Origin of the sequence: Pseudovibrio sp. W64, assembly GCF_001623145.1 — a bacterium.
In the GTDB taxonomy this organism is placed as follows: Bacteria; Pseudomonadota; Alphaproteobacteria; order Rhizobiales; family Stappiaceae; genus Pseudovibrio.
In genome coordinates this window covers 881,736-905,561 of record NZ_LMCI01000038.1, presented here as the reverse complement: position 1 = coordinate 905,561, position 23,826 = coordinate 881,736, and the positions used below count along the sequence as shown (strand labels likewise).

Here is a 23,826-nt window from a genome sequence, read left to right as displayed (position 1 = left end):
CAGTCCTCAACTCTTTCAAATCTATGGGTTATTCGGCTGGCTCGGTGGTATCTTGCTCAATTTCCGCGTACTCAAGCACTGCATGGAACAGCACGTCAGCACCTGCGGTTGCCCACTCTCTTGAAATCTCTTCGTCTTCGTTGTGGCTCAAACCATCCACGCATGGGCACATGATCATGGCTGTTGGCGCTACACGGTTGATCCAGCAAGCATCGTGGCCTGCGCCGGAAATGATGTCGCGATGGGAATAGCTCAGGCGTTCTGCTGCATTGCGCACGGCAGAAACGCAGCCTTCATCGAAGGTGACCGGATCAAAGTGACCGACGGCTTCGATTTCAATGCCCAGACCAAGTTCTTCTGCGATTTTCGGTGCTTCAGCTTCCAGTTTAGCTTTCATGCCATCCAGAACGTCCTGATGCGGGGAGCGGAAATCGATGGTGAAGACGGTTTTACCCGGAATCACGTTGCGGCTATTTGGATAGACGTCGCAATGTCCAATGGCGCCAACGGCTTCCGGCTGGTTCTCCATTGCAATCTGGTGCACCAGCTCTGTGATGCGCGCCATGCCGAGACCTGCGTTTTTGCGCATAGGCATTGGGGTTGAGCCGGTGTGGCTATCTTTCCCTGTGAGGGTGACCTGCAGCCACCAGAGGCCCTGCCCGTGGGTGACAACACCGATGTCCTTTTCCTCAATTTCAAGGATTGGTCCCTGCTCAATGTGGAGTTCAAACATGGCGTGGAGTTTGCGGGCGCCTACCGGTTCCTCACCTACATAGCCGATGCGCTTCAGTTCATCGCCAAACTTCTTGCCTTCTGCGTCTTCGCGGTCATAGGCCCAATCCTGCGTGTGCATGCCAGCAAACACGCCAGAAGCCAGCATTGCTGGAGCAAAGCGGGTGCCTTCTTCGTTGGTCCAGTTGACGACTTCAATTGGGCGTTTGGTTTTGATGCCACGCTCACGAATGGAACGGATTACTTCCAGACCTGCAAGTACACCAAGCACACCATCATACTTGCCACCAGTTGGCTGCGTATCCAGATGAGAGCCGATCATGATCGGGTCAAGGCTCGGATCTTCCCCTTCCAGCCGGGCAAACATGTTGCCCATGGTATCGATGTGCATTGACATGCCTTCAGCCTTACACCAGCTGGTGAAAAGCTTGCGGCCCTCGGCATCTTCGTCTGTAAGCGTTTGCCTGTTGTTGCCGCCACGAACACCGGGTCCGATTTGGGCCAAATCCATAAGGCTACGCCACAGTCTGTCACCATTAATACGATGATTTGAGCCAAGTTTACTCATAAGTCTCTCCGATAACGCTTTTACAACGTCGTTTTATTCAACTTACCCGCGCTCTATTCTTTAAAAACGCAACGGGCTCGCCATAGTTATCTGGTCTCCCGAAGGAGTATAAAACTGATAAAACCGATGAGGACTTTCGCAGGATTCAAGCTGTATCTCTTTTTTTGACAGGACGGACGGATTGCAACCGCACATAAACAGGCTGCAGGCAAAATATGTCAAAAATTCAATCTACTAGATTTCCCGCAGGGTTATTTTTCCCATTTGGAACAGAGTAGGTATCGTATGCAGAGGTGGCCCCCTCATACAATAGCTTAGTTCAGCTTAAATCTTGGATATTCCCCTCCCAAAACTTTGGGTAAATTGGACCAAACAGTCAATTATCTGTCAACCCACCTTCAAAAATGGATCAATTTCACCAGCCGACTTCAAAATTTCTCCTGATATTCCAATAGGTAAAACACTTAGAGGCCCTCCCAAAACTGCGAGATAAGCGCGTTGCAGGTAAGAAAACTCCACAGCTTACTAAGTTTTTTTGATGTTTTTTTCTAAATCATCGGAATCAAAGTTTCCCCATCTACTTATCAAGGGAAACAACACACTGGAAAGGCGGATATTTATGCATGTACTGCTAAAATTTTGCACAAATAAGATTTTGATAGTTCAATATTGCAAAGCACCTTTACAAAAATCATTGCAAAATAAAGCTTTCCGTTGCTGAAACAGACTCTTAACACTGCTTGTTTTATTTGCATTGCAGCATATTTATTCTAGCCGAGAGATAATTCTCCCTTGACTAACTGTTAGTTGCAGATATTTTTTGACCGAGAGGTAAAAAATTATGCTGACTGCTGACCAAGCGCGATACCTGGGGGAAGTGCAAGGCTCAGATCTTCGGGATCTGATGCAACAGGCTGCTACAGTAAAGCTTCAGTATTGGGGCAACACTGTCACCTACTCCCGTAAAGTTTTTGTACCACTGACAAACATGTGCCGAGATACATGTACGTATTGCACATTTGTCAAACACCCCAGTTCGCCCGAAGCCAACATCATGACACCGGAGCAAGTGATGCGTACGGCGCGTCAGGGTGAAGAGACCGGATGTAAGGAACTGCTGTTCAGTCTGGGTGAGAAACCCGAACTGCGCTACGAGCAGGCGAAAGCGGCTTTGGCAACGCTTGGCTACAGTTCCATGGTCAGCTATCTGGCGGATGCTTGTGAGATGGCGCTGCGGGAAACAACTCTCCTGCCCCATGTGAATGCGGGTACGCTGAGCGATGAAGAGATTGACCAGCTGCGCCCCTTTGCCGCCTCCATGGGCATGATGCTGGAGACAACCAGTCGCCGATTGATGAAAGAAGGCCAGCCGCACTATGGCTGTCCGGACAAAGCGCCTGTTCAGCGCCTGCGTACACTGGAACGTGCTGGACAAAAGAAGATCCCGTTTACCACCGGATTGCTGATCGGCATTGGTGAGACGTGGGAAGAGCGCATTGAAGCGCTGGAAGCCATCAACGAAAGCCATGCTCGGCACGGCCATATTCAGGAAGTGATCATTCAGAATTTCCAGCGCAAGCCGGGTATCGGAATGGAAAACCATCCGGAACCTTCGCTGGATGACATGCTGCGCACGCTGGCCGTGGCACGCCTGATCCTTTCACCAGAAATCAGTCTTCAGGCACCGCCAAATCTGAGTGAGCGACATATGGAATACCTGAGTGCGGGTATCAACGACTGGGGTGGCATTTCGCCGGTTACCATTGATTTCATCAACCCACAGCACCGCTGGCCGGTGATTGATGAGCTTGCTCATTCGACCCAGTTGGCAGGGCAGAAACTGGAAGAGCGCCTGACCGTCTATCCGAGTTACTTGCACGATAAAACCGAGTTTGTTGACCCTGCTGTGCTTTCAAAATCTCAAGGGCTTTGGGAACAGATGGGTTCCTCTGCCTCGCTTCAGTCAGGAGGCTCCCTATGACCCTTCATAGTTTCCCGCAGCGTACGAATGATACGCTAGGGTTTCACGCTGTCAGCGCCTCAGTTCGTGACATCCTGAGCAAGGCACTGGCTGGTAATGAGGTTTCTCAAGCTGAAGGTGAGTGCCTGTTTCGTGCCTCTGCAGAGGACTTTCCAGCTATTGCCTATGTGGCGGATACGCTTCGGCAGCGGAGCAATGGCGATAAAGTTGGTTTTGTAGTCAACCGGAATATCAACTTCACCAATGTCTGTTACATGGGCTGCAAGTTCTGCGGGTTTGCCAAGCGAACCGAAGATCCGGGTGCTGAATGGCTGGTGCCTGAGCAAGTTGTTGCACGGGCACAAGAGGCCTGGGACCGCGGAGCGACTGAGGTCTGCATTCAGGGTGGACTGCACCCGAAAATGGAAGGCACTTATTATCGTGAGCTCGTGTTGGCGATCAAAAAAGCGCTGCCGGACATGCACATCCATGCGTTTTCACCGTTTGAGGTTTGGTATGGTGCAGCCAAGACCAAGCAGTCTTACACGGACTTTCTTCAGGACCTGAAGGATTGCGGACTGGGTTCCCTGCCCGGCACAGCGGCTGAAATTCTGGATACGGATATTCGCCAGCAGCTGACCCGCAACAAGCTGAGCACTGAGAAGTGGGTGGAGATCATCAAAGCGGCCCACGAGGTTGGAATACCAACCACCGCAACGATCATGTACGGCCATATTGATGGACCGGAGCATTGGGCAGCTCACATTGCCTTGCTGCGCGATATTCAAAAGGAAACCGGAGGCTTCACCGAACTGGTGCCCCTGAGCTTCGTGCACTCCGAGAGCCCGCTTTATACGGCGGATCCGAAAAACGTGCGCCCCGGCCCGACTGATCTGGAAGTACGCAAGATGCATGCAGTTTCGCGGATTATGCTGCATGGCTGGATCGACAACATTCAGGTTTCCTGGACCAAGCTTGGTGCAGAGTTTGCCTCTGATCTTTTGCAATGCGGTGTGAATGATCTGGGCGGCACTTTGATGAATGAGAGCATCTCCCGTTCTGCTGGCGCTGCTCATGGGCAGGAAATCACAGCCTATGAAATGTGCCAAGTCATTCAGGAAGCAGACAGAGAGCCTGTTCAGCGCAACACCATTTATGGCGTGATCAATGATTTTGCCGATGGATTGCCAGAACAACAGGCGCCTCTGGTTGCCCGCGCACACTCCGGACTGCTGAACTTCCTGACTGAGGCTGATGGTGCGCCTGTACAAGCGATCGGAGGTGCTGGATGAGCTCAAACACACCTATCAAAGTTACTCTGATTGCCGGAGGGGTCGGCGGCGCCAAAATGGCGGAGGGCCTGTATCATCTGGAGAATGTGGAACTTTCCATCATCGGCAACATTGCAGATGATGAGGCTTTCCACGGTCTCTGGGTTTCGCCGGACATTGATACCCTCACCTACACACTGGCCGATGTGATTGATCGCCAGCAAGGTTGGGGTGTGGCGGATGAAAACCACCGCGCGTTAGACACGCTCTCAAAACTGGGTGACGATACATGGATGTCACTGGGAGACCGTGATTTTGGTCTGCACATCTACCGCACACACAGGCGTCGGCAGGGAGATCGCCCAACGCATATTGCACGTGATATCGCCAAGAGCTTTGGTCTTGAGTGCGAGATGATTTTGCCAACGGACGACATGGTTCAAACGCGTGTGAGAACGGAGGCTGGTTGGCTGAGTTTTCAGGAATACTTCGTCAAAGAGCGCTGTGCGCCTGAGGTTCGGGAACTGCACTACGATCATATCGAGGATGCACATGCGACCGAGGAAGCCCTGAACGCACTTGCGGAGGCAGACTTAATTGTGGTCGCGCCAAGCAACCCTCTCGTGAGTATTCTGCCAATCCTGAAAGTTCCCGGTATTCTGGAAGCAGTAAAGGCCTCCAAGGCTCCCAAGATTGGTGTTTCACCGATCATCAATGGGGGGGTGGTGAAAGGCCCTGCGGACCGGATGCTATCTTCCCTTGGCTATGAAGCGTCAGCCTTTGGTGTTGCTCAGATCTATGCGGATTTTCTGGATTGCTTTGTGATTGATAATGCAGATGAGCAACATGTGACTGCCATCAATGGCCTTGGTCTGCGTACCTCATTGGACACGATCCTCATGAAGACCCGCGATGACAAAGTACGGCTGGCGGCGTCGCTGCTTGCCCTTTCCGATGTTGGCAGCGGAAAGGCATCAGAGGCTCGGGAGCTGAGCGTATGACGGAAACCGCCCTTAAAACGCTTGTTGTGGTTCCGGTAAAGGATTTTGCGAGAGCCAAGTCGCGTCTGGGACCGGATCTTGATGCCAATGAACGGGCCATCGTGGCTGCGAACTTGTTTGCACAGACCATTGCCTTTCTGCAGGACGCACAGACACGCAGCAGCACGCCCTTTGACATCGCGGTGGTCACCAGTTCTACGACTATCGCAAGAACCGTGACTGATCATCGCCTTCTCCTGATCTTAGAGGGACAGGAAGATGGACTGAACTGCGCACTGACCACTGCTGCTCTTTGGGCAAAAGCGCATGATTACGAGACACTCTGCGTTTTACCTGCCGATATCGCAGCTCCTGACTTTGGTGAGTTTGGGCGGCTTCTGGGGCTTGCTGGTTCCCCGAATTCACTGGTTTTGTGCCCGGCACATGACTACGGCACCAATGTGCTGATTGTAACGCCGCCGGATGCCATTTCGTTCACCTATGGCAGTTCATCCTTCCTGAAGCATCAGGCCCAGGCGGCAGAGCGTGGTTTGAACTGCGTGATCGCCCCCTCCTCCTCCTTTTCCAGAGATATCGATTACATGGAAGATTTGAGCGCACATCAGCCTCGGCTCCTTGAGAACCGTTCTGACCGGAGAGCTGTTTGATGCATACACTTTCTCTACACGCGATCCCGAACATTCCAGAGATCAATCCCGGTGATGATCTTGCTGCTATTTTGGGCGATGCCATTGAGGCAGCTGGGCTTTCTTTGCAAGACGGAGACGTCCTAACATCTGCGCATAAGATCTTTTCCAAGGCGGAAGGCCGCATTGTAAGACTGTCAGATGTCACTCCTTGTGAAGAGGCGCAGACCTATGCGGAAGAGTTGAACAAAGACCCACGCAAGGTTGAGATCATCTTGCGGGAAAGCACCCGCGTGGTTCGCCATTTTAAGCGTCCGACGCAAAATGAAGGGACGATGATCTGTGAGCACCGTCTGGGCTTCATCTCCGCCAATGCGGCCGTCGATGAATCCAACAGCGGCACAGATGAAACGCTCATTTTGCTGCCTGAAGACCCGGATGCCAGCGCTGCCCATATGCAGACGGCGCTTTCCAAACGCTTTAACGCCGAGATCGGCTTTGCCATTACGGATACTTTTGGACGGCCCTGGCGGCTTGGCCAAGTGAACGTAGCGGTGGGCCTTGCCGGTGTACCCGCAACAATCAAAGAACAAGGCAATTCGGATGCACATGGGCGTTTGCTCAGTGTGACCGAACCTGCCTTTGCAGATGAGTTGGCCGCGGCTTCCGGTCTGGTGATCAGCAAAGCAGGCCAGACGCCTGTTGTGCTGTTTCGCGGACTGAACTGGACACTGGAAGCGAGTTCGGCACAGGATTTAATAAGATCTAAGAAGGAGGACATGTTCCGATGACATTAGCAATTATCGGAGGAACCGGGCCACAGGGTCAGGGGCTTGCACTCAGGTTTGCACGTGCGGGCGTTCCCGTTGCGCTTGGCTCTCGTGATGCAGTTCGCGGCAAGGAAATTGCCGATGAGTTGATGACCAAGCTCCCAGAAGGTTCTGCGCAGATCAACGGTATGGGGAACGAGGATGCAGTGGCCGCGGCTGGTGAGTGCGTTATGCTTGCCGTGCCTTATGCGGCGCACGACGCAACGTTAAATGCCCTGAAACCGCACCTTGCTGGCAAGATCCTGATCGACATTGTTGTTCCGCTTGCGCCAGGTGATCCGAAGACCGTCGAAATGCCGCCAGAAGGCTCTGCTACTGAGGCTGCACAAGCTTTGCTTGGGCCAGACATTCCTGTTGTGGGCGCATTGCACAATGTTTCGGCCACGACTTTGAACAATCTGGATTGGCCGATCAACTGCGACATCCTCGTGTGCGGTGACAGCCTTGCTGCCCGCAAGGTGGTGATGGAGCTGGTGAACAAGCTTGATGTGAAAACCTACAATAGCGGCAATGCAAAAGCAGCACGCTGTATTGAGGCGATCACTCCAATCCTCATTCGTCAGAACATTTCAAAAGCTGTGCCGTTTACACATGCAGGAATCCGCATCTGGGCACCGGATCACTAAGACTTTTTCGGGCGTATCCTTCTTCGAAAGCCAACTGCCGTTTTTCGAGGATACGCTTTGAACAACACCTTACTATTTGTGGAGGAGACACACATGGATTTTGGTATTTGCTTTAAGGGGTTTGTAGAACCAGAGCGCGCTAAGGCACTGGTTCGTCAGGCGGAAAATGCTGGTTTCAAGTATTGCTGGTTCTACGACAGTCACATTCTGTGGCGTGAAAGCTTCGTTGCTATGGCAATGTGCATGGAACACACCAAAAACATGCGTTTTGGACCGTGCGTGACCAACCCGAACACCCGTGACTGGTCTCATGCAGCCAGCTTGTTTGGTTCGCTTGCCAAACAGTCCGGCGGCCGTTTTGATATTGGTTTGGGCCGCGGCGACAGTGCTGTGCGCGTGATGGGTAAAAAACCTGCCCCGCTGAAGCGCCTGGAAGAGTTCACTCACACTGTTAAAGCTCTGATCCGTGGTGAAGAAGCACAGTACGGTGAATGCCCTGAGCCAGTGAAGTTCCCATGGGCGGATGGTTATGAGCTCCCTGTCTGGGTTGCGGCTTATGGACCAAAGGCGCTGAGTTCTGCAGGCCGTGTAGGCGATGGTCTTATTCTTCAGATTGCGGAGCCAGGAATTTGCAAATGGCTTGGCGATCAGGCTGTTGCTGCTGGTGAGGAAGCTGGCCGTGACATGAGTAACTTCGGCATTATGGCAGCTGCTCCTGCTCATACAGGCACACTGGAAGAAGGCATTGAGAAGACCAAGTGGTTCCCTGCTATGGTTGGCAACCACGTGGCGGACATTGTTGAGAAGTATGGATCAAACACCGATCAGGTGCCTGCATCTCTGACGTCTTACATTGAGAACCGTCGTGGTTATGACTACTCCAAGCACGGTCAGAGCGACAATCCGTTCCTCGACTTTATTACCGATGATATCGTTGAAAGCTTTGCGGTTCTCGGCCCACCTGAAAACCACATTGAAAAGCTGAACAAGCTGAAAGATGCGGGCATCACTCAGTTCAACATCTATCTGGACAGTGGTGATGAAGAGAAGATCATCGCAGATTACGGCGAAAAGATCATTCCGGCCTTTAACGCGGACAACGCAAAAACACCGGAAGCTGTCAGCTAAGCAAACACAGGCCGGGTTCCATATGAACCCGGCCTTTCTCTTTCCAGAGCTGGCTGTGTTCATGTGGATGCACGCATCAAGCTTTAACTCTTTATTTTTACGCGTATTCTTGTCCGAAAACCGTAACCAATTTTCGGGAATGCGCTTTATTGCAGAAAAACAACAATTATTGGGTGAGCTGCCTCATCACGACTTTTCTACTAGTGTTTAGCTTGATATGAGCACTGTGTTTTCGTAGGTGCTAACCTACTCATATACCGAGCGGGTATTTTTAGGTTCGGTGCTTAAGCAATTTGGAAAAGAGTATGGCTAAGGCTTCTGAAGCAAAAGGCAAAACACGAATTCAGATGGAAAAGACTGAGAAGATCCTCGCAGCTGCGTTGGATGTGTTCTCAACCTATGGATTTCGTGGATCTACGATCGATCAGGTCGCTCAGCAAGCTGGCTTGTCCAAACCAAACCTTTTTTATTATTACGACAGCAAAGACGCCATTCATGCAGAGCTGATTGAACGGTTGCTGTACATCTGGCTTGATCCGCTACATCAGCTCAATCCTGAAGGTGAACCCATTGAAGAGATTTGCGCGTATGTACGCCGCAAACTGGAGATGGCGCGGGATTACCCTCGGGAAAGCCGCTTGTTCGCCAACGAGATCTTGCAGGGTGCTCCGCGCATCAAATCTCTGATTGCCGGCCCCTTGAAGTCATTGGTGGATGAGAAGACAGTCGTTGTTCAAGGCTGGATGAATGAAGGCAAGATCGCAGAGACCGATCCGTACCACCTGCTGTTTTCAATCTGGTCCACGACACAGCATTACGCTGACTTTGACAGTCAGGTGGAGACGTTGCTTCCGGCAAATAAGTCCAAGGACCGCTTTAAAGAGGCTGCGGCATACCTTGATCGCATGTTCCGTAAGAGCCTTGCACCCGAATAATCGAAGGTCTTTTTACAAACGTGTTGTGGGGGTGATCACAGGCCCCTGCTCTGTTTGCAGAATATGGGCTTTGACACGATAAACATCCTGCACGCGTTCTTCGGTCAACACCTCTTTTGGCGTGCCATACGCGACGAGCTTTCCTTCTTTTAACATCGCGAGCCGCGTGCAAAGGCGCGCTGCGTATGTCCAGTCATGCAGGCTGACAAGCATGGACGTGCCTTGTTGTTGCAGCTTTTGAAAAATCTCTTGCAGCTCCAGCTGGTGTTCCGGATCAAGCCCTGCCGTTGGCTCATCCGCAATGATCAATGGTGTTTTTTGCATCAAGGCCCTGCCAAGCAGAGCACGTGCTTTCTCTCCACCAGACACCTGTAGGATTGAAGCTTTTCTGATTGCTTTCAGCCCCAAACTTGCAATCGTCTCTTCCAGTTCCGCCTTGTGTTTGGGCGTCCTTACAGAGCCTCCGATTGCTTCACACCCCAAAGCCAGAATGCGTTCTACAGACAAGTCCCATGCCACGTCACGCTCCTGCGCCATGTAAGCAACATGCTTGGACAGCTGCTTGGCCGAGATGCTTTTGAGAAGCTGGTTGTCGTAACTGATCTCCCCATAAGACGGGATTAGCCCGACCATGGCTTTCATCAGCGTGGATTTGCCTGAGCCATTGGGGCCGATCAACCCGACGATCTCACCTTTACCAATCTCCAGATTGATTGAGGACAGGATGTTCTTGGGACCGTAGTTGACAGAAAGGTCTTTGAGTTGAAGCAGCATCAGATCAAAGCCCTGCGTTGTTTAATGATCAGCCAAAGGAAAAACGGCGCGCCGACAATTGCCGTCAGCACTCCGAGCTTGAGGTTGGATTGTGGGCCGAACAGTTTCACTGTGATGTCTGCAAGCGTGAGCAAGCAAGCCCCTGCAATGGCACTTGGCAGCAGAAGGCGTTGCGGCTCTCCGCCCACTATTTTACGTAGCAGATGAGGGACAATCAGACCGATGAAACCGATTGTTCCAGTCACAGCTGTCACAGCACCAACACTGGCCGCTGTTCCCGCAATTGCACAAAACCGCAGATGAGGTAGAGACACGCCCATGGTATGAGCGGTTTCCTCACCCAGAGACAACGCATTGAGGCCTTTGCCTGTGATGAGCAAGAGGCCCCAGCCGATCACGATGAACGGCGCAATGATGTAAAGATGCTGCATGGATCGGTCGTTCAGCGAGCCGAGCATCCAAAAGACGATCTCCATGGCTGCGAACGGGTTTGGCGACAGATTGAGCGCCAATGAGGTGAGTGCGGTCGCGATGCTTGAGATCGCTACGCCTGCAAGGATCAGAGTCAATGTCTGACCTCTACCACCTGCCAGCATGGGTAGCAAAACTGCTGCAATCGCTGCACCGAGCAATGCAAACGCTGGCAGTGCGAAAGGCATAGTGATTGTCAGCCCAGTGTAAATAGCAATGACTGCGCCCAGACTTGCGGAGGAGCTGACGCCGATCAAACCAGGTTCCGCCAAGGGATTGCGCAGGAGGCCCTGCAATACTGCACCGGACAGGCCTAGCGTTGCGCCCGTGATTAAGCCCAGAAGGGCGCGCGGCACGCGGATCTCCCAAAAGACGATAGAAACGGGCGTTTTTTCTGCGGCGAATGCTGCTTTAATCAGCTGCATGAATGTCAAATCAGCAGCGCCGATCATGAGCGAGGTCACAAACAGAATAGCTGCGATCAGGCACAGAACCGTGATCAACGGAGCATCCGGATGCTTGGTCATTCGGCTTGCGCTCCTAGTTTGGTGGCTTGTTTGGCTAGTTTACCAATAGCTTGCGTCACAAACGGCAGGCCACAAATGGTGTACTTGTCTTCGACCATGACACGACCACTGTTGCCGAGCGTGCGCTTCAATGCCGGGTGAGCAAGGAGTTCAAAGGCCAGTGCTGGTTTATCTGAAAACTGGGTTCCCTCAACAAGCAGCTGCGGGGCTTCAAGTATCAGCAGTTCCAAGGGCAGTTTACTCGTGCCCTTCAGGCCCAGATTATTGGCAATGTTCTGCAGGCCTGCGGTGGTGATCAACTCATTGACGAGACTACCATCTCCCGCCGTGTATCCATTGGCGTAGTAGACCCCAGCCCGCGCTCGTTCAGCTGGCTGAGCATCGACAAACTGCTGAATTTCAGAGGTGAACTGCCGTGCAAGCGTCTCAGCTTGTTGCTCACGTCCCAATACCTTACCGAGACGTCGTAGCTCTTTGGCGATGTCTGAGATGGTGCGAACGGGCGGCACCTGAACCACAGTTATCCCGAGACCACGCAGCATCTGGACTGTGGTTTGGTTTGTGTATGTCCCCGCGATCACCAGATCAGGGTTCATCAGGTAGATTTCTTCTGCACCACCGAAATTGACCGGATAGGCCTTTGCCTCTTCACTCATGACGGAGAGCGTTGGGTCAGACGCTAGTTTGGAGACTGATACAAGTTGCTCTTTGCCTGCAAGCAGCATGGAAAACTGGTCGGTGCACAGGTTCATAGAGACAACTCGCTTGGGTGCCTCTGCCTCGTTCTGGTCCGCTCGTGCAACAACAGGACTGAATGCCAGAGCCATCAGAAACGCCATTTGCATGATCTTTTTGATCTTATTTCGCATTTCGACCTTTTGAGAGGCGTACAGACATGGAAAGGCAGCCCGAGCAGAGCCATCCCCTGCAAGATTGCCGCTCAGCTTTCACCGAGCGGCATACTTAATCAGAAACTGGCAGTAAGACCAGCGTAAACGGAAAGACCCGGTGTCTGATAGTCTTTGATCCGCTCATAATCCTGATCCAGCAAGTTTTCACCGCGGACATGGAACGTCAGATTATCGGTGTACTGGTAGGCAGCTTTTGCGTTGACTAGAACGAAGTCGTCGAGCTTAATTGGCTCTTTACTATCGTTCAGATCATTGAGACCATAAACATAATTAGCGTTTACACTGAGCGCGAGAGGCTCCCATGGTTTGTAAGTAAAACCAAGGTTTATGTCGTGCAGAGGCACACGGCGTAAACGTTTTTTGTCCGGCCCTACCGCCCAAGTGTATGTGTAAGCGCCATTAAAGCTTAGATTATCCAGAGCAGCCCAGTTTGCAGAAAGTTCGGCCCCTTGGCTGCGTGACAGACCGTCGATTTGCTCATACTTGTAAGTCACAGGATCATTAATGATCAAATCCTCTGTGAGGATATGAAAGTAACTAGCAGATAGTTTGAGTTTGTCATTGAACAGGTTTTGATCCACCCCGATATCATAACTCACACTGGTTTCTGGCTCAAAATTTGGATTGCCGGAATAGCTATCATAGAGTTCGTAGGATGAAGGAGCACGGAAGCCGTTTCCAAGACTGGAACGGAGTCGAGTACCGTCAAGAACCTGATAAGAAATCGTTCCTCGCCCGGTCAGGTAGTACCCATAGGCGTTGTGATGATCCAATCTGATAGCACCACTAACATTCAGTGGATCCGTTGGATTCCATTGGGCTTGTAGAAAGCCACCAATGACTTCGATGTCCTTGGTCTGACCTTTCACCTTTTCGCGGCTCCAATCTCCTCCAAAGTTGAGTCGGAAACTGTCGCTAACATCAAGATCATTCAACAGCTCGAACTTAACGCGGTTACCTTTTGCCGTATAGCCGCTGCTATATTCTCTTGTAAGATCAGAGAACTGGATAGACGCGTCAGTCGTCATACGTTCATCAAGCCAGATGTAATTCGCGCCAATTTTTCCAAAGTATTGCTCGGCTTTAACCTTGTTGTTTGCAGCTGGTGAGGTGCTCCCATCATACTCGGTTGTGCCGTGCAGGCCACGCGCAGCAAAATAGAGGTTTAGCTCTTCGGTAACATCAACAGAGCCTTTTGCAGAAAATGTCTTATTCTCATATCCATCTTCATCTGATGGGCGGCCCTTGGGGGAAACAGCACTAAATCCGTCAGTATGGAAACGCTGCGTATTAATAGCGATATCTGCCCGATCAGAGGCAGCTTTCAACCCATAAGAAGCGTTTACGGTGCCGTAGCTACCGCCTTCAATTGTTGCAGTATGGTTTACGGTACCAGCTTCAGCACGTTTCGTGATGATGTTAATTACACCAGCAACGGCTTGCCCCCCGTAGAGAGCGCTTTGAGATCCTTTGAGGATTTCAATACGCTCCACATCATTGAGCAACATATGCTCCAAACGTGCTTCAACCTGTGGCGAGCTGGGATCGGAAATATCAATTCCATCTACCAGAACTTTGGTGTAATAATTGCTCATTCCGCGCATACGCAGCGAGCTTTGCTTACCCGCACCACCATTTTGCGAAAATGAAATTCCCGGGAGTTTTGTCAGGTATTCAGAGACAAATGTAGCGCCGTCGTTTTTCAGGTCTTCTTCGGTCACAACATGTGTTGTGGAGCCGACTTTGCCGGCTTCGGTTTCCGTTCTGTTGGCGATGACGATGATTTCGTCGAGCTCGGTCTCGTTTGCGGATGAGATAAGTGTTGAGCTGAAGAGAGTTAAGAGAGTTAAGAGAGTTAAGAGAGCTACACCAGATTTGAGGTTAGCTGCGATCCAAGATGTGTTACGCACGAGTTTGGTCCATCATTCACAGCATCCATGACGGATGCCATGCTGTTGATTGCATTGTGCGTCTTTGAAGAAACTTGGTTCTAACCTTTTGAAATAAAGTCAGATTCATTACCGCTCAGACGCACTGTGAATGTCACCTGAACGGAATACCGCCCCTTAGCACGCCCCGTGCCGTGGGTGAGTGACTGCATCTGGCAGGTCTCCTGGCTTGCGCGTCCTTACTGTTGCTCCGCCTTCCCAACACTGCTTTAAACAGCTGCGTCAGTGGCATGTGTGAGCAACAACTCTACGCTTACAGTTGCGGGGGCAGCCACGGCTTTTCCAATCGGACCGTGTTCCCTTTTCATTTTTATCTAATCGACAAAAATACCAAATGCCCGGCTATTGATCAGATTTCAGGGGCTTTCGTCAACTGGCTGAATAGCGAACTTGATAAAATTCGACCAATTGCCTGCAAAACTCACAGAAATTGCTGATGCGGCCACACTACCAGATCTTGCGGTGCGGCCACTTGAGGTCGCACCTGCTTGTGGTACTTAGGCAGCATGGTTGCATATCGTCTGTTTAACTCATGAAAATCAAAGCACAGCCGAGAATGACGAGGAGTGCACCAATCCATGCCCCAATGGCAGGAAACTCTTTGGTTTGCCACCACAGGACAGGCAGCATCATCGCTGGGGTGGTTGCAGACAGGGTAGAAACGATGCCCACCTCTCCGCCACTCAGCGCATAGAGGATCAACGTCATGCCGATACCCATGCCAAGCATGCCGGACAAGGAGGCCAGTGCGACAATCTCTTTGTTGATTGGGTTCGCCAATCTGAAAGGACGGCCCGGCAGGTAAAAGAGCACCAGCAAACCAAAGGCTGCAATGGTGCAGCGCATAAGCGAGATGGCGACGGGATCTGCTCCACTTTCCATAACGGGACGAATGATGATTGACCCGACTGATTGGGAAAGTGCGGCCAACGTGCCAAAGAGGACACCAATGGCAACAGGACCTCTAATCGCCTCCCATTTATGAAGCTGGTCTTTGCGCTTTCCAAACGCAATGGCGAGGATAACGCCGACCAGAACGAATGAGATACCAACAAGTGCCTGAAATGACAGTTCCTCTGACAGAAACAGCCAACCAAGAAGCGCTGACATGGGTGCGTTCATGGAAAACAGGATGGCTGTGCGGCGCGGCCCCATACGGTTGAGCGTGAGGAACAACAAAGTGTCCCCCATGAAGATGCCTACAAAGCCCGAGAGAAAGATATGAGAGGCGTGGCTTGAATCAACCGTGTTCCATGTGCCTGTTGCAATGACATAGATACCCAGAAACACCACAACAAACCACATACGCACACAGTTGAAGCCAATGGCTCCAAGGTGAGCTGCAGGTTTTGCTGAAATGAGACCACCAATAGCCCAGGTGGCAGCGGCACCGAGCGCGGCAACTTCAAATAAAAACATGGGGTGACCTAACCGACGAAACTACGGCACGGCGCAGTTTGTTTATAAAAGCCAACCAGCTCTACTGCTCTTGGATTTGCCGCGCAAGCGCAGTCTGGTGAATTTTAGAACAGACCAACAGCTATTCAGGCAATAATATTTCACATCTCAGCAAAACACAGATGAGCACCGTTAACTAAGTTAGTTTCAAGTGCCCTACCTCAATCTTGAACTTTGCAGGTGCATTCGGTAGAGATTCTACGTAGAGATTACATTGCTGTTCCTGCCTGATTTGCGTTTTTGACGCTCTCTCCGGCTCATTTGATTACACGTTCTAATCTGGAGATTTTCCATGAAAGATATTGAAATTGCCCGCGCAGCAGACATGAAACCCATTGCGCGCATCGCTCAAAATCTGAAGATCCCGGAGGACGCTCTTGAACCTTATGGCCGGTTTAAAGCCAAGGTTAATCTGGATGAGATGCCAGAGCTGAGCAGCAATCCGTATGGCAAACTCATACTTGTGACAGCTGTTTCCCCAACCCCAGCGGGAGAAGGCAAGACTACGACAACTGTGGGCCTGGGCGACGCGCTCAATCGCATCGGGCTGAAAACAACCATCTGCTTGCGTGAACCCTCGTTAGGCCCATGCTTTGGCATGAAGGGTGGAGCTGCGGGTGGCGGTTACGCGCAGGTGGTGCCTATGGAGGATATCAATCTCCATTTTACAGGTGATCTGCATGCAATCACTGCTGCGCATAACCTGCTTTCTGCGATGATCGACAACCAAATCTATTGGGGCAATGCAGAGAATATTGACCAGCGCCGGATTGTCTGGCGCCGGGTGGTCGATATCAATGACCGCTCATTGCGCTCCATTACCACTGGGCTTGGCGGCGTCAGCAACGGGTTCCCGAGCGAGTCTGGCTATGACATCACCGTGGCTTCTGAAGTGATGGCCGTGCTTTGCCTTGCTGAAAGCCTGCAGGATCTTCAGGAGCGTTTAGGCCGCCTGTTGATTGGGTATCGCAAAGATAAGACACCGATTTACTGCCGGGATCTGAAAGCCGATGGCGCGATGACTGCGCTGCTTAAAGACGCCTTCCGACCTAATCTGGTTCAGACACTTGAGAACAACCCTGCCTTTATCCATGGCGGTCCGTTTGCCAATATCGCCCATGGCTGCAACTCAGTGATTGCGACAAAGACCGCGCTGCGTCTTTCTGATTATGTGGTGACGGAAGCTGGTTTTGGTGCTGATCTTGGCGCTGAAAAGTTCTTCAACATCAAATGCCGTCAAGCTGGTTTGACACCAAATGCCGTTGTTGTTGTGGCAACGGTTCGCGCACTCAAAATGCATGGCGGAGTTGCCAAGAATGATCTGACAGTAGAGAACATCCCCGCACTTGAAAAAGGCATGAGCAATCTGGAACGACACGTCAAAAACTGTAAGCGCTATGGCGTTCCTGTAATTGTGGCGATCAATCGGTACGGCCCTGATACAGACCAGGAAATTGACGTGATCATGTCGCGTATGGAGAAGCTCGGTGTTAAAGCCGTGCCCTGCACACATTGGGCCAATGGCTCAGCAGGCACTGAGGAGCTGGCGACCTCTGTCTCTGAGATCCTCCAGACGACACAGTCAGAGTTCAAACATCTTTATGAAGATGATCTGGCTCTTTGGAAGAAGATACGCCGGATTTGCAAAAAGATTTATGGCGCCTCAAAGGTCACCTGTGAGCAGGCTGTCAAAGATCAGCTCAAGTCCTATGAGGAACAAGGCTACGGCCACCTTTCAGTATGTATGGCCAAGACACCATATTCCTTCTCGACCGATCCAGCCTTGCTTGGCGCGCCATCAGACTACAGCATCCATGTGCGTGCGGTTCGACTTTCCGCGGGGGCTGGATTTATTGTGGCACTGACTGGCGATATTATGGTGATGCCGGGCCTGCCGCGCCATCCGGCAGCAGAGACCATCGGGCTTGATGAAAACAGCCAGATTGAAGGCGTGTTCTAGTCTACATCAGACCTGTGTGGGCCGCGGCGAAAGCGGTCCAGATACACTGTCGACTGTAAGTCGTCGCGATCATAATCCCGGTAATGCCCGAACTTGAAGTATTGGGTTTTACCGGCAAACTCATCATTACCAATGTAACCAGTAACGCGTGCGATGAACCTGTTGTTGGCCCAAATCTCGATGATCCCCTGCCCGACACGACTTCCTTTGACGCGATATCGCATATCAACCCATCCGGTTGTTGGATCCGGCAGTACCGGGTCATCTGAGAGTTCGATCTGAATGCCGGGATAATCTGAGTAGGTTTGTGGGTCCGCCAGAAATGGGAACTTGGAGGTGTCCTGTGCTTCAATCGCTTTTTTCAGCTCAGGAATTGAAAGGCCACTGCCAAGGAACTCGTCTGAGGTGCGGCTTGCATCATTTCTGTTGCGAAAACCTTGCCGATCCAAACTCAGCATTTGCTGGAGCTCCTGCGAGAACCCCTTAAAGTCTTGCTGATAGCTGCCTTCTGCCTGCGCAACTAGTTTGCGAATGTCATTGTGCTGGACAGTGATGTGAAAAACGCCGTTGTCAAACCGTTGCGCCAGAAATGGGCTGCCGCCAGAGTCTTCCTTCCATTGACCAATCACCCAGCGGGTCGATCCGGCAGGCCAGACGGTTCCATCAATTTTAAAGCTGAATGAGTACCAAACCTCATCGCCAAAATTACAACGCTTTTGACGCGCCTCCCAAAGTTCATTCTTCAGGTTTCCCTCTGCGTCCAACTCATCATCGCCGAACACTGTGATTGCCAGCGAGTGTCCACCATCGCGCACAACATCGCTTTCAATCTGGAAGTTTTCTGGCTTGTTCATGCGGTGAATATCCCAGTCGCTTGCACTTGGGTATTCATCAAAGTCATCAATCATGACGGCACACTTTGACTGACGCATTTCATCGATGTGAACACCTCCGTCTTGTTGCTGCGTCACTATGACATCAGTTTTGTCAGAGGGTTCTTCTTTTGGAGTTAGGTCGTCGGCAACTGAGAACTGAGGGCTCACCAACAGGCATAGACCCGCAAGCACCGGGATGAGCAGACCGTATTTTCTGAAAGTGTCGCGTAGATCTGAATCCGGCATCTTTTCTCCCAAAGGCACAGTGCTGGATTGATTGCAGATCGTGCTAATCTAGAGAAGAATTATTGCTGCGCTCCCAAGAGGCTTTCAGGATTTTTCAGAGGATTTGACGAAAAACTTCAGGAAACAGGCCCGTAGATGATGTCTTCAGCCTCTTCCAAGGTCATATCAATGATCTTTTGAGCGAGCGAAAAGGGGAAGCCTGCGCGGATCAAACTGCCGAGCTCTTTGTCTCGTCGCTCTTCTTTAGGTTTTGTCCGCCACGGCCCAAGGCGCCTGCGTTTGGCATAGGCAATTGCTGCGCGTTGGTCATCATGGTTTTCGTCGTCAAAAGCTGTCTGAATATCGTCTCCAGACACACCTTTGGCATTCAGTTCCAGCTTTATTCGGGAGCTGGACTTGCCTTTGAGTGTCGCCGATCTGATTTTGCTTTGTGCAAACTGAAGATCATCGACAAACTTGTGATCACGGCAAAACGTGACCACAGGTTCAATCAGCTCATAGAACTCATGGGGATCTTCATCTGCTTCTCTGGCCCGTTTGTCTACTTTACGCTTCAAAACCCGTCGCAGACTGTCTTCCGATGCACTGTATCTGTTTAGATAATGCAGCGCTGCCCGGCGCAGATATTCAGATGAAACTTTCTTGCCCACGTGACCTCATCTCCAATGCAATAGAGATGAGCTATCACATATTCCGCTGTGGTTTAGCCCACGAACGCACGTTCAACAACAAAATCACCTGGATTGTTGTTGGCACCCTCGGTGAAACCGCGTTGTTCCAGCAATGCCTTGGTATCTGCAATCATGTGCATGGAGCCGCAGATCATGGCCCGGTCTTCTGCGACGTCTAAGACTGGAACTGACAGATCGTCAAAGAGCTTACCACTTTCAATTAGATGCGTGATGCGCCCTTCCCGCTTAAAGCGTTCGCGGGTGACAGAATTGTAAAGATGTAATTTACCGGTTGCGACCTCACCAATCAGCGGATCATTGCTGATGTCGGCCACAAGCTCTTCCCCGTAGCGAAGCTCAGAGATTTCGCGAGTGGTGTGGGTCAGGATCACCTCATCGAATTTCTCATAGGTCTCTGGGTCACGGATCAGGCTGGCGAATGGAGCAATGCCGGTTCCAGAGGAGAACATATAAAGACGTTTTGCCGGAGACAGAGCGTCAAGCACAAGTGTTCCGGTGGACTTCTTCTTCAGAAGGATTTGGTCGCCTTCCTTGATTTTCTGCAGGTGCTGGGTCAATGGGCCATCTGGAACTTTGATGGAGAAAAACTCCAGCTCTTCATCCCAGGAAGGGCTGGCGATTGAGTATGCACGGAAGAGCGGTTTTCCGTCGATCATCAAACCGATCATGACAAATTCACCAGAGCGGAATCTGAAGCTTGAAGGACGCGTGATTTTGAACCGGAAAAGGCGGTCCGTGAAATGGGTCACTTCCGTTACTGTTTCTACAAAGACATTTGCAGGAACTGCGCTCTCCAATTCCGCACCCTTTATGATCTGGTTCATCGTTCGCCTTGCTCCGATTAATGAGGTTGGCAAAGGCTAACCCAAGCTGAAGGCTGTGCTGAGGCACATGCAGCTAATAAACTGCGTGCGAGTGAATATTTCTTTTCCAGTTGCTTCTTTCCGTAGAATACTGTCTTTCGCCTCCCTTTCCTGAGCTTTTGGGAGATAGCCAAGACTGTCAGAAAGTGCGGTGAAGCGGGTTATCAGACATGAGTTACATATAATTATGGAATATATTCATATTATTCAACAAAGCGCGATAAGTTATGCGCATGGCGGCATGATTTATGCCCTTCAGAGGGCATTGATCTGACTTGTGTTGAAATAGAGGTAGGTTGGGTTAGTCGACGTCGTTTTGAGAAACGATCTGATCCAGCGCTTCATCAGAAGCTTGCTTCTTTTCTTCAAGCACCTTCACCGGATTACGTCTATCTGTGAAGATATCCTCCGCAAACTCAAGGTATTTGCGTGCTGGCAATGGTTTGGAGAAGATGTACCCCTGCGCAGAAGACACTCCGAGCTCGCGCAGAAGTACAATTTGCTCATACTTCTCTACACCCTCTGCGATGATACCCATGTTCATCGTGTCTGCGAGTTCGGCTATGGCATCGACCAGACGGAAGGCATTCTCTTCGCTGCCTAGTGGGTCGATGAACATCTTATCGATCTTGACGATGTCCATGCCCAGTTTTTGCAAGTAAGCCAGACCGCCATGACCTGTTCCCACATCATCAAGAGCGACACGAATGCCATGGGCTTGTAGCTCTGCGATGATCTTTCTCGCCAGTTCAATGTCTTCAAGAGGCTGACGCTCTGTCACCTCCATAACCACCTGATTGAGCGCAATTGGAGAGTCTTCGTAGATATCCAGCAGATCGTCTACAATGGATCGATCATTAAAATGGCCTGCGAAGAGGTTGACCGAGAGCTTCAGTTCCGGATGCTGAGAATAGAGCTCTCCCAAATCATCAATGGACTGGCGCATAATGCTTCGGGTCATCTCGAAAATATGGCCCGATGTTTCAGCGTAGGTCATGAACTGACCTGGAGAGACCATTTTACCGTTGGGGAGTTGCCATCTCATCAGCATTTCACAGCCCTGTAGCTCACCAGTTACGATGTCCACGACAGGCTGATAGTACGGTATGAACTCGTTGTTACGGATGGAGGCGACAAAGTCGTCTTCTGCATCTTTTTCAGGCTTCCAGGAAAGCCAGACGCCCAAGGCGATCAAGAAAATAGCAATACCTGAACAGGCGATCACAGCCACGATCTTGAGTTCGCCTACCAGACTCATGACCGCATTGCGATCACTTCGGATCCGCACATTAATCGGGTAGATCGTTGAGGCTGCAAACTCTTCGATGAAGTTGCTGCCCATGATGACAGGAAGGTTGCTGTTGTTTGTCGGATTGACCCAGACATGATCGCGCCCTAACCGGACTTCGATTTCAGAAGCATGGCGCAGATAATCTGGGCCCGGTTCGATCGCGAGTACGGTTGGAGAAATATTGGCAACCAGACGCCAGCCATTTCTAAGTTTCCAGGAGACCAGCGCCGTGCGGATACCCTGATACTCCATCCAGGACATACCAATTCCAACACGCGGGGCATCTGGCTTGAGTGCAGGGAGAATACTGTTACCGCGGCGAACCTGAGCCGGCACGTAACACATGGGCACACCGCGGTGATCCACGATCCCTATTGCGTTTATGATGACGTTTTCTGAGAGAGTCTTTTCAAACTCACCCTGATTTTGGCGTGTGCAGGATGTCAGGCCTTTCACCTGCATCTGGCGCAGTATTTCTACAGCACCGGATATCGCGGCCTCGCTTCTTGAGATGTAACGATCTGCGATCGCGTTCATTTCGTTCCGCGCCTGGTGCATCGCGAAGTTCTCAAGGATCATATTGCCAATGAGCAATGGCAAGAGCGCCAATCCCAAAGCAACCAAAATTGCGCGGACAAATACGAAATAATGGCGAGACACAACCACGACCTTAAAAATGCAAAATACGGCTACCTATTTCTATGATTAAGGCTTACTTAAAACTGTAAAAATCATCCAAACACCCTAAACGATCCCCAGATGCTTTCCAAAATGGCTGTGAAATGCAGGCTTCCACCATGTTTTCTCTCAGAGTGGTTTGACTTTTTGCAGTGATATACACGCGCCCCTAACTCTCAATATGCCAGCTTAGCACCCAAATACCTCTTAGCGGTCAATCTGGAGCCGAGCTATGCGCAGTTCTGAGTTACGTCGCCATCGTGCCTTCCTGGTATTCTTCTTTGCCCTCCTCTTCAGCAGCTGCCTTGCTCTTGCAGCATCAGCACAGATCAATACTGATAATGCTGTCGCAAAGGCCTTTCTTCAGAACCTTCAGGATCGCGGGTTGACCTTGACGCATGTAGGACCGGTTACTGTCGATAATGACGTGCTTTCTATTGGCGGTATTGAGGGTTATCCGAATGTAGATCAGACAAAGCGTTTCAAGATTGGCGATCTGGCGCTGGCTCAGGCATCCGTGGAAAGTGACGGGCGGATCTTTGTCGGGGCATTTGCAGCTTCGAAGTTCGAGGTTGACGAACCAGACTTCAACTTCACGGCAGACAAGATCGCGATTACGGACCTTTATCTTCCCAATGCCAATGATCTAAGCAATCCAGCATCAAATCTTCCCATGTCACTCTATTCCACTGCAGAGATTATGGGACTGCTGTTTCAGGATCGTTCAACGGGCCAATCTATGCCTATTGAGCGGGTCAGTATCGACTTTGACGTCAACAATGGCGGCTTCCCTATCATTGCCAGTGTTCAGGTTGCTCATATCGTTTTGAGCCGATCTATGTTTGCACCACCACAACAGCAAATGCTTGATGAGTTGGGCCTGACTCAAGTGGATGCAGATATCGACTTTGAAGGTGAGTGGAATGGCGACACGGGCGAAGTCAATATTCCGAGTGCAGCTGTTGTGCTGAAAGATCTTTTCTCTGTGCAGGTCTCCCTAAAACTGGAAGGTCTCACAGATACAGTTGTTGAGCAGATCACCGAGCTTGCCACCAAGGATAACGTCATTGCGCTGGATTTATTACAGAGCGCAGCCATCTCCAGTTTCAATCTCTCACTCGTCGATGAAGGCAGTCTGGATGACATGCTTGAACGTCAAGCTCACCGACATGGACAATCACGCTCTGCCTATACACAGCAATTAACGGAGAAAGCAGAAAAGCAGTTTGCGCGAATTCCTGATCGCGCAAAGCAGCTGGAGTTTACGGAAGCGATTTATAGTTTCTTGCAAAATCCGCAGAGTATCACGCTGAGTGCTACCCCTAAGGCACCGATAAGCGTAACACAAATTCTTGGGGTATCTGCGATTTCCCCCGCTTCCATCATTTCTTTGCTTGGCATCGCCCTTCAAGCAAATGTAAACTAGCGGGGAACCCTCCTACTAGCCATAAAAG

General features: G+C 51.0%; 20 protein-coding genes and 1 riboswitch. Of the genes, 10 read left to right on the top strand and 10 right to left on the bottom strand.

Annotated features, from left to right (window positions below; translation table 11 throughout):
- Positions 1-28 precede the first annotated feature (28 nt).
- The gene (locus PsW64_RS20720) at positions 29-1,300 is read right to left on the bottom strand and encodes a Zn-dependent hydrolase (RefSeq protein WP_063288493.1); all 1,272 of its coding nucleotides are present in this window, start codon (positions 1,298-1,300) and stop codon (positions 29-31) included.
- A gap of 841 nt (positions 1,301-2,141) precedes the next feature.
- Between PsW64_RS20720 and cofG the strand changes: the two genes are divergently transcribed.
- The 8 genes from cofG to PsW64_RS20680 all read left to right on the top strand — a co-directional run bounded on the left by cofG (position 2,142) and on the right by PsW64_RS20680 (position 9,677).
- The gene (gene cofG / locus PsW64_RS20715) at positions 2,142-3,281 is read left to right on the top strand and encodes a 7,8-didemethyl-8-hydroxy-5-deazariboflavin synthase CofG (protein WP_193757832.1); all 1,140 of its coding nucleotides are present in this window, start codon (positions 2,142-2,144) and stop codon (positions 3,279-3,281) included.
- Positions 3,278-4,552, top strand: coding sequence for a 5-amino-6-(D-ribitylamino)uracil--L-tyrosine 4-hydroxyphenyl transferase CofH (gene cofH, locus PsW64_RS20710; protein WP_063288492.1), 1,275 nt, complete (start codon positions 3,278-3,280; stop codon positions 4,550-4,552). The genes cofG and cofH overlap by 4 nt, the downstream gene beginning before the upstream one ends.
- The gene (cofD, locus tag PsW64_RS20705) at positions 4,549-5,532 is read left to right on the top strand and encodes a 2-phospho-L-lactate transferase (RefSeq protein WP_063304797.1); all 984 of its coding nucleotides are present in this window, start codon (positions 4,549-4,551) and stop codon (positions 5,530-5,532) included. Before cofH ends, cofD begins: the two co-directional genes overlap by 4 nt.
- The gene (gene cofC, locus PsW64_RS20700) at positions 5,529-6,179 is read left to right on the top strand and encodes a 2-phospho-L-lactate guanylyltransferase (RefSeq protein ID WP_063304796.1); all 651 of its coding nucleotides are present in this window, start codon (positions 5,529-5,531) and stop codon (positions 6,177-6,179) included. The genes cofD and cofC overlap by 4 nt, the downstream gene beginning before the upstream one ends.
- Entirely contained in the window at positions 6,179-6,949 is a 771-nt protein-coding gene (cofE, locus tag PsW64_RS20695) for a coenzyme F420-0:L-glutamate ligase (protein WP_063304795.1), read from the top strand. Before cofC ends, cofE begins: the two co-directional genes overlap by 1 nt.
- Complete coding sequence (gene npdG, locus PsW64_RS20690) at positions 6,946-7,614, top strand: NADPH-dependent F420 reductase (protein ID WP_063288488.1); 669 nt, start codon at positions 6,946-6,948, stop codon at positions 7,612-7,614. The genes cofE and npdG overlap by 4 nt, the downstream gene beginning before the upstream one ends.
- Before the next feature lie 93 nt (positions 7,615-7,707).
- Complete coding sequence (locus PsW64_RS20685) at positions 7,708-8,742, top strand: TIGR03842 family LLM class F420-dependent oxidoreductase (protein WP_063296576.1); 1,035 nt, start codon at positions 7,708-7,710, stop codon at positions 8,740-8,742.
- A 305-nt stretch (positions 8,743-9,047) separates the two neighbouring features.
- Positions 9,048-9,677, top strand: coding sequence for a TetR family transcriptional regulator C-terminal domain-containing protein (locus tag PsW64_RS20680; protein ID WP_063304794.1), 630 nt, complete (start codon positions 9,048-9,050; stop codon positions 9,675-9,677).
- 12 nt (positions 9,678-9,689) lie between these two features.
- On the opposite strand, the gene PsW64_RS20675 is transcribed toward PsW64_RS20680, so the two are convergent.
- The 5 genes from PsW64_RS20675 to PsW64_RS20655 form a co-directional block, all read right to left on the bottom strand.
- Positions 9,690-10,451: an ABC transporter ATP-binding protein gene (locus PsW64_RS20675; protein WP_063304793.1), complete on the bottom strand. Its 762-nt coding sequence runs from the start codon at positions 10,449-10,451 to the stop codon at positions 9,690-9,692.
- A complete protein-coding gene (locus PsW64_RS20670) occupies positions 10,451-11,449 on the bottom strand; it encodes a FecCD family ABC transporter permease (protein WP_063304792.1) in 999 nt (332 codons plus the stop codon). Before PsW64_RS20670 ends, PsW64_RS20675 begins: the two co-directional genes overlap by 1 nt.
- Positions 11,446-12,318 (bottom strand): ABC transporter substrate-binding protein, encoded by an 873-nt coding sequence (locus tag PsW64_RS20665; protein ID WP_063304791.1) that lies wholly within the window; start codon positions 12,316-12,318, stop codon positions 11,446-11,448. The genes PsW64_RS20670 and PsW64_RS20665 overlap by 4 nt, the downstream gene beginning before the upstream one ends.
- A gap of 98 nt (positions 12,319-12,416) precedes the next feature.
- Positions 12,417-14,270: a TonB-dependent receptor plug domain-containing protein gene (locus PsW64_RS20660; RefSeq protein ID WP_063304790.1), complete on the bottom strand. Its 1,854-nt coding sequence runs from the start codon at positions 14,268-14,270 to the stop codon at positions 12,417-12,419.
- Positions 14,271-14,446: 176 nt separating this feature from the next.
- A riboswitch (cobalamin riboswitch) is annotated at positions 14,447-14,659 on the bottom strand.
- Between the two features lie 175 nt (positions 14,660-14,834).
- A complete protein-coding gene (locus PsW64_RS20655; protein WP_063304789.1) occupies positions 14,835-15,728 on the bottom strand; it encodes a DMT family transporter in 894 nt (297 codons plus the stop codon).
- A 331-nt stretch (positions 15,729-16,059) separates the two neighbouring features.
- Between PsW64_RS20655 and PsW64_RS20650 the strand changes: the two genes are divergently transcribed.
- On the top strand, positions 16,060-17,727 hold the full coding sequence (locus PsW64_RS20650) for a formate--tetrahydrofolate ligase (RefSeq protein ID WP_063304788.1): 1,668 nt from the start codon (positions 16,060-16,062) through the stop codon (positions 17,725-17,727).
- Here the strand turns inward: PsW64_RS20650 and PsW64_RS20645 are convergent.
- The 4 genes from PsW64_RS20645 to PsW64_RS20630 form a co-directional block, all read right to left on the bottom strand.
- Entirely contained in the window at positions 17,724-18,848 is a 1,125-nt protein-coding gene (locus tag PsW64_RS20645) for a heparin lyase I family protein (RefSeq protein ID WP_063304787.1), read from the bottom strand. The two genes, PsW64_RS20650 and PsW64_RS20645, sit on opposite strands and share 4 nt — an antisense overlap.
- A gap of 116 nt (positions 18,849-18,964) precedes the next feature.
- Positions 18,965-19,498: a regulatory protein RecX gene (locus tag PsW64_RS20640; RefSeq protein ID WP_063304786.1), complete on the bottom strand. Its 534-nt coding sequence runs from the start codon at positions 19,496-19,498 to the stop codon at positions 18,965-18,967.
- Positions 19,499-19,551: 53 nt separating this feature from the next.
- Positions 19,552-20,364 (bottom strand): ferredoxin--NADP reductase, encoded by an 813-nt coding sequence (locus tag PsW64_RS20635; protein WP_063304785.1) that lies wholly within the window; start codon positions 20,362-20,364, stop codon positions 19,552-19,554.
- A gap of 340 nt (positions 20,365-20,704) precedes the next feature.
- On the bottom strand, positions 20,705-22,354 hold the full coding sequence (locus tag PsW64_RS20630; RefSeq protein ID WP_063304784.1) for an EAL domain-containing protein: 1,650 nt from the start codon (positions 22,352-22,354) through the stop codon (positions 20,705-20,707).
- 250 nt (positions 22,355-22,604) lie between these two features.
- Between PsW64_RS20630 and PsW64_RS20625 the strand changes: the two genes are divergently transcribed.
- A complete protein-coding gene (locus PsW64_RS20625; RefSeq protein ID WP_063304783.1) occupies positions 22,605-23,798 on the top strand; it encodes a hypothetical protein in 1,194 nt (397 codons plus the stop codon).
- The last annotated feature ends 28 nt before the right edge of the window (positions 23,799-23,826 follow it).

Coding starts and splice junctions, on each gene's coding strand:
- cofG (WP_193757832.1), top strand. CDS start 2,142: ATGCTGACTGCTGACCAAGCGCGATACCTGGGGGAAGTGCAAGGCTCA.
- PsW64_RS20680 (WP_063304794.1), top strand. CDS start 9,048: ATGGCTAAGGCTTCTGAAGCAAAAGGCAAAACACGAATTCAGATGGAA.
- PsW64_RS20720 (WP_063288493.1), bottom strand. CDS start 1,300: ATGAGTAAACTTGGCTCAAATCATCGTATTAATGGTGACAGACTGTGG.
- PsW64_RS20635 (WP_063304785.1), bottom strand. CDS start 20,364: ATGAACCAGATCATAAAGGGTGCGGAATTGGAGAGCGCAGTTCCTGCA.
- PsW64_RS20675 (WP_063304793.1), bottom strand. CDS start 10,451: ATGCTGCTTCAACTCAAAGACCTTTCTGTCAACTACGGTCCCAAGAAC.
- PsW64_RS20670 (WP_063304792.1), bottom strand. CDS start 11,449: ATGACCAAGCATCCGGATGCTCCGTTGATCACGGTTCTGTGCCTGATC.
- cofC (WP_063304796.1), top strand. CDS start 5,529: ATGACGGAAACCGCCCTTAAAACGCTTGTTGTGGTTCCGGTAAAGGAT.
- PsW64_RS20655 (WP_063304789.1), bottom strand. CDS start 15,728: ATGTTTTTATTTGAAGTTGCCGCGCTCGGTGCCGCTGCCACCTGGGCT.
- PsW64_RS20665 (WP_063304791.1), bottom strand. CDS start 12,318: ATGCGAAATAAGATCAAAAAGATCATGCAAATGGCGTTTCTGATGGCT.
- PsW64_RS20625 (WP_063304783.1), top strand. CDS start 22,605: ATGCGCAGTTCTGAGTTACGTCGCCATCGTGCCTTCCTGGTATTCTTC.
- cofD (WP_063304797.1), top strand. CDS start 4,549: ATGAGCTCAAACACACCTATCAAAGTTACTCTGATTGCCGGAGGGGTC.
- PsW64_RS20645 (WP_063304787.1), bottom strand. CDS start 18,848: ATGCCGGATTCAGATCTACGCGACACTTTCAGAAAATACGGTCTGCTC.
- PsW64_RS20685 (WP_063296576.1), top strand. CDS start 7,708: ATGGATTTTGGTATTTGCTTTAAGGGGTTTGTAGAACCAGAGCGCGCT.
- PsW64_RS20650 (WP_063304788.1), top strand. CDS start 16,060: ATGAAAGATATTGAAATTGCCCGCGCAGCAGACATGAAACCCATTGCG.
- cofH (WP_063288492.1), top strand. CDS start 3,278: ATGACCCTTCATAGTTTCCCGCAGCGTACGAATGATACGCTAGGGTTT.
- npdG (WP_063288488.1), top strand. CDS start 6,946: ATGACATTAGCAATTATCGGAGGAACCGGGCCACAGGGTCAGGGGCTT.
- cofE (WP_063304795.1), top strand. CDS start 6,179: ATGCATACACTTTCTCTACACGCGATCCCGAACATTCCAGAGATCAAT.